Below are 6,000 nucleotides of genomic sequence, written 5' to 3' on the forward strand. Positions count from 1 at the left end.
TCCTCTCCCCTTACTAAGGGGAGGGTTAGGGAGGGTTAGGGAGGGGTTACTGCGATACAGGTAGAATAAAATATCAATTTGACTTGATTTAACGCTGTTAGTTCTTGACCCCCTCCCAACCTCCCCCTTAGTAAGGGGGAGGAGCTTAACGTCAAAAGCGATCCCCCCTGAAACCTGCAAGCGAAGCGATCTGAACCCTGCTCTTCCTAATCCCTTGTCCCTAAAACTAGTTCCTACTTCCCACCAAAATTTCAGCGTACACATATACCCTCAATCTAAATTCAAACCTACACCTGTGCGCCCAATTAACACATCTGACCAGATTAATACACAAATTCCGTCTAAAAATGAAACTTTTTACAGAAAAAAGCGCTTAAAACTCGAATAAATCAATTTTTTGTTTGAAGTTTTTACTCTAAAACGTATTATCCACTTCAACTTACTACCACAAAATTCAGCGTACACTTGTACCAGTATGGAAAAATCAATGAACAATAATAAAAACCGCCTATCTCTTGCTATTGCATTTGGTCTATTAGGCTCAGTAGCAAGCACAAACTCTATGGCAGCAGGCTTCCAATTGGCAGAGTATTCAGCGACTGGTCTTGGTCGTGCTTACGCAGGTGAAGCAGCTATCGCTGATGGCGCAGATGCACAATGGCGCAACGTGGCAATGCTGACGTACTTAGAAGGTACCCAAGTTTCTGTTGGTGGTATTTATGTAAATCCGAATATTGATGTTGAGGGTGAATCAACACAGATGATTCCATCTGGACCTAAAACTACATCAACCAAATCTAATGATTTTGCACACGATGCATTTATTCCTAATTTATATGTTTCTCATCGTGTAAATGAACAAATTGCAATTGGTTTTGCAGTCGGTACTAACTACGGTATGGAAACAGACCTAGGCGATGATTTCTCTGCAACAAACTTTGGTAACGAAGCTAGCGTTATCACTAAAGAAATCAACGTAAACATGGCGTATAAAATCAATCAACAATTCAGTGTTGGTGGCGGTGTGCGTTATGTGATTGCAGAAGGTAGCTTTGGTGCTATAACACCAAGCCAAAGCCCAACTCAAATTCCAACTCCAATTGGTAATCTTCCATTACCAGCAGGAAGTTCATTAAAGTACATGGAAGGCACAGATGAAGCCTGGGGATGGCAAGTAGGTACCGCTTGGCAAATCAACGATAGTAACCGTATTGGCTTTAGCTATAAATCAGAAGTAAATCTAAATTTAGAAGGTAAAGCGAATGGATTTGCATTTAATCCATTAAACCCAACAACCAAATACAATGGTTCAATGGAATTAGCTTTGCCAGCTACAGCCGAGTTAGCTAGTTACCATCAATTAAATGATAAAGTTGCCGTACACGCTAGCTTCAATTGGACTGACTGGAGCAGCTTTGAAAAATTAGTTGCAGATGTAAATGACTCTCCAATGGTTAACGGTAAAGATACAATTAAAGAAGAAAACTGGGAAGATAACTACCGTCTAGCTATTGGTGGTACTTATACTCTGAACCAAAAAGTAACGCTGCGCTCTGGTGTGGCTTATGACACTTCAGCAGTAAGTGACGAGCACCGCACTGCAACAATCCCTGAAACTGATCGTCTATGGTTAAGCATGGGTGCTGGTTACGTATGGTCTGACAACCTAACTCTAGATGCAGGCTTTACTTACATTTTTGCGAAAGATGCAAAAATGCATGAAAAAGATCCAAAATCAGCTCCATTCGGTGGGACTTTCGAAGGCGAAACGACTGGCAATGTATGGCTAGTGGGTGTTCAAGCGAACTACCGTTTCTAATAAATACATAGAACCAAACAGAATGGCGCTCATCTTACGATGAGCGCCATTTTTTTATCTCTAAAAATAACCAAGGCTTTCTTTTATTTAACTCTTATTGGGTAAAATGTAAACATCTCGCCTGTTTTTTAAGCATATCACAAATAATTCTCTTGGATACGGATGTCCAGTAAATATGCCTTTTATCCACTCTTAATTAACTCTAATGCAGACTACACTGTCCGTTAATTACAGCATACCAATAAATAAGAGTACAATATTACTCTTATTTATCAAAATCTTAATTGTAATTTGATTCTAAAAAATGCTTATTTATATTCAAAAAAAACGACGAACTCACCTCTTCATAGAAATTAATTTTATGACTGTAGTTTATTGCATTAATCATTAAGTAAGGAAGCTTTATGTTTTTAAAAGCCAAGTCATCTCGACTCGCGTTAGTAATACTCGCTGCATTATCTTCTCAAAGTGCGTTCGCAGAAGAAAAAAATCAGCTCACTATTGTCTCTGATTTCTATCCTGTACTCATTCGTAATTTTAACCCTTATTTATCAACAAACTTACGTACAACGACAGATTTTATTTATGAGCCTTTGGTTATTTTTAATCAAATGCATGGTAATAAACCCGTTATGCGCTTAGCAAAAAATTACTACATGTCTGAAGATTTAACTCAAGTTACTTACGAAATACGGGAAGGCGTAAAATGGTCTGATGGAAAGCCGTTCACTGCTGAAGATGTGGTTTATTCTTTCGAACTAATCAAAGCAAAACCAGAGCTCGACCCTCGTGGTATTAACCGTTGGCTGAAAAGCGTTCGCCAAGAAGGCAATAATGTTATTTTTGATTTAACTGAAGCGCACTCAAATTTACCTTATGAAATAGCCAATATTCCTGTTGTTCCTAAGCACATTTGGAAAGACATTAAAAATCCTGAAAGTTTCACTAATGAAAATCCTGTTGGCTCAGGGCCTTTTACTGAAATAGACATCTTTACCCCTCAACTTTATGTTCAATGTCGAAATCCAAACTATTGGGATAATGATAACTTAGAAGTGGACTGTTTACGCGTACCACAAATTGCCAATAATGACCAATTACTCAGTCGCATCATTAAATCAGAACTGGATTGGTCTGCAGCCTTTATCCCTGATATTGATAGCACTTATGTCGCTAGAAATAAGCACCATAAATATTGGTACCCTGCTGCTAGCGCTCAGGCCTTTATGCTTAACTTTAAATCCCCAAAACCAGGCAACCATGAAGCGATTAATAACGTCGATTTCCGTCGCGCCTTCTCAATGTCTATCGATCGCCAAAAAATTATTGATATCGCTTTTTATGGTAATGGTGTTGTGAACGACTACGCATCAGGCCTTGGCGAGGTATTTAAGTTTTGGGCTGATAAAGATATCTACAACAAATATCGAGGTTATAACACCTATAATGTGACAGGAGCAAAAGCATTGCTTGAAGAGTCTGGATTTAAAGACATTGATGGCGATGGATACGTAGAAACACCAACAGGAAAACCGATTCTACTTGAAGTTCAATCCCCTAACGGTTGGACTGATTTTAATAACACTGTGCAACTTGGTGTAGAACAGCTTCGCGCTGCCGGTATCAATGCAACCGCTCGTACGGCTGACTTTGCGGTCTATAACAAAGCGATGGTATCTGGGACTTATGATATCGCTTACACCAATTACTTTAACGGTGCCGATCCTCACCCTTATTGGAACAGTGCATACCACTCACGTAATCAAGCTGGCGGAAACATGCCACGATTTGCGATGCATTTTTTCAAGGATGCTCAATTAGATACGCTATTAGATAAATTCTATAAAACCGCAAGTATTAAAGAACAAAAAAACATTGCTCACCAAATCCAACAGATCATTGCTGAGAACCAAGTTACGGTTCCTGTTATGTCGGGCGTAGATGTTTATCAATTTAATGAAAGTCGTTTTACTGGATGGTGGAATGCTGAGAATCCAAAAGGCCGACCACTATCATGGGCTGGTGTTCCTGAGCGTTTACTGCACGTTCTTGATTTAAAACCTAGAACATAATCAAGTAATACCGCGTAAAAACACACCTAGCAGCATGGAAATTCCACTATTTCACGCTGCTCTTAAGTTTATTTTCATTATTTTTAATAGGAATAGGTTATGAGCTTTTTCGTACGTCGACTTTTCTTCTACTTTTTAGCCTTAATTTTTGCTGCAACGTTAAATTTTATTTTACCCCGAGCAATGCCGGGTGATCCAGTAACCATGATGTTTGCTAACGCCATGACTTATGTAAGTCCTGAGCGTATTGATGCAATGAGAAAATTATTAGGCTTCGTTGATGCCCCTTTATATGAACAGTACTTTACTTACCTATCTAATATTTTCACTTGGAATTGGGGTACCTCCATTAAATTTTACCCGATATCCGTAACGGATTTATTAGGCGGCGCTATTGGGTGGTCACTATTTTTAACCGGAACTGCCGTTATTCTTTCGTTCTGCATTGGCTCTGTTCTTGGAATTTTTGCGGCTTGGCGTCGTGGTAGCCGTTATGACAGCGTAATCTCACCAGCAATGCTTGTAGTACAATCAATTCCATCAGTAGTGGTTGCAATGTTGGTGATGTTTATCTTTGCCGTTGGTTTGGAGTGGTTTCCTGCTGGTAATGCTTACACTTCAGGCGAGACTCCTGACTGGTCTAGCTGGGCATTTTATAAAGATGTGTTGTATCACGCAGCCCTTCCCCTTTTCTGTGCCACCATCACTCAAATTGGTGGGTTCTTGATAAGCATGCGTAACAACATGATTAACCTTCTTAATGAAGACTTCATTACCATGGCAAAAGCCAAAGGCCTAACTGAAAATCGCGTTGTTTTTAACTACGCGGCACGTAATGCCATGCTACCAAGTGTAACTGCATTATCTATGGCGTTAGGAACGGCAATCAGTGGTCAATTAATTATTGAAATGATCTTTAACTACCCTGGATTAGGCACTGTTTTATTAAATGCTATTCACGCCCGAGACTACCAAGTACTACAAGGGCAATTACTTCTTATGACTCTATTCATGTTGTTCTTTAATTTTATGGCCGACATCTTCATTGTCTTTTTAGATCCTCGCTTACGTAATGGAGAAAAATAAAATGAAACCTTTATTCACATTGCTGACTCGTAACCCTAAGGCATTGTTTGGACTGTGTATTTTACTTGTCTTTATTTTTATCGCGCTCTTCGCACCACTATTAACCAAACATGCGCCTGATGTTGGAACGGGTAATCCACATGAATATCCTTCTTTTGTTGTAAAAGCAGCGCAAAACAATCCAGATGGTTGGATTGCAACACGCCTTGCTACCAATAAACGCACATTAATGATGTCAGAAAAAGCCGAACATGTATTAGGTACTTCACGTATGGGGCGCGATATTTGGTCACAGTTCGTTTATGGCACTCGCACCTCTTTAGCTGTTGGCTTCGGCGCTGGGATCTTAGTCTGCCTTTTAGCGACATTTATTGGCGTGTCTGCTGGGTATTTTGGGGGACGCGTCGATGAAGTATTAACCGCAGCCATGAATATTATGCTTGTGGTTCCTCAGCTTCCTTTGCTGTTTATTATTGCGGCTTTCATTGGGCAAGCAGGACCTACAACCATTGCCGTTGTTATTGCCATTACTTCTTGGGCATGGGGAGCTAGGGTCGTTAGAGCTCAAACCTTATCACTGCGTGAAAAAGAGTTCATTCGCGCAGCTGAATTATTAGGTGAATCATCATGGCGTATCATCTCTGTTGAGATTTTACCTAACTTAATTTCGATTGTAGGCGCTAGCTTTATTGGCTGTGTATTACTCGCAATTATGACAGAGGCCAGCTTATCTTTCCTTGGTTTAGGAGACCCTAATGCCATTAGTTGGGGTGTGATGCTATATAACGTTCAAACCTCTTCTTCTATGCTGATCGGTGCATGGTGGGAGATTTTAACACCATGTTTAGCTCTTATCTTTATCGCTCTTGGCTTATCTTTATTAAACTTTGCCGTTGATGAAATCGCCAACCCTCAATTGAGATCTCACAAAGGAATGCGTCGCTGGGAAAAAGCAGTAAAACAAGCTCATTCACCGGCAACTGAAACCGCATTTCCACCACATATTGAAAGAGGGATACAATA

Annotated in this window: 4 protein-coding genes; all 4 read left to right on the forward strand. The window is 40.0% G+C overall.

Going from position 1 to position 6,000, the window contains the following annotated elements; translation table 11 throughout:
* Window positions 1–487: 487 nt before the first annotated feature.
* Window positions 488–1,819, forward strand: a complete 1,332-nt coding sequence (locus BTO22_RS08990) for an outer membrane protein transport protein (protein ID WP_105055187.1) — start codon at window positions 488–490, stop codon at window positions 1,817–1,819.
* Window positions 1,820–2,223: 404 nt separating this feature from the next.
* Window positions 2,224–3,891: an ABC transporter substrate-binding protein gene (locus BTO22_RS08995; RefSeq protein WP_105055188.1), complete on the forward strand. Its 1,668-nt coding sequence runs from the start codon at window positions 2,224–2,226 to the stop codon at window positions 3,889–3,891.
* 99 nt (window positions 3,892–3,990) lie between these two features.
* Window positions 3,991–4,977, forward strand: coding sequence for an ABC transporter permease (locus BTO22_RS09000; RefSeq protein ID WP_105055189.1), 987 nt, complete (start codon window positions 3,991–3,993; stop codon window positions 4,975–4,977).
* 1 nt (window position 4,978) lies between these two features.
* Window positions 4,979–6,000 (forward strand): ABC transporter permease (locus BTO22_RS09005; RefSeq protein ID WP_105055190.1); only part of this gene is annotated, 1,022 nt, incomplete at its 3' end.

It is taken from the genome of Aliivibrio sifiae, from assembly GCF_002954705.1.
GTDB lineage: Bacteria > Pseudomonadota > Gammaproteobacteria > Enterobacterales > Vibrionaceae > Aliivibrio > Aliivibrio sifiae_A.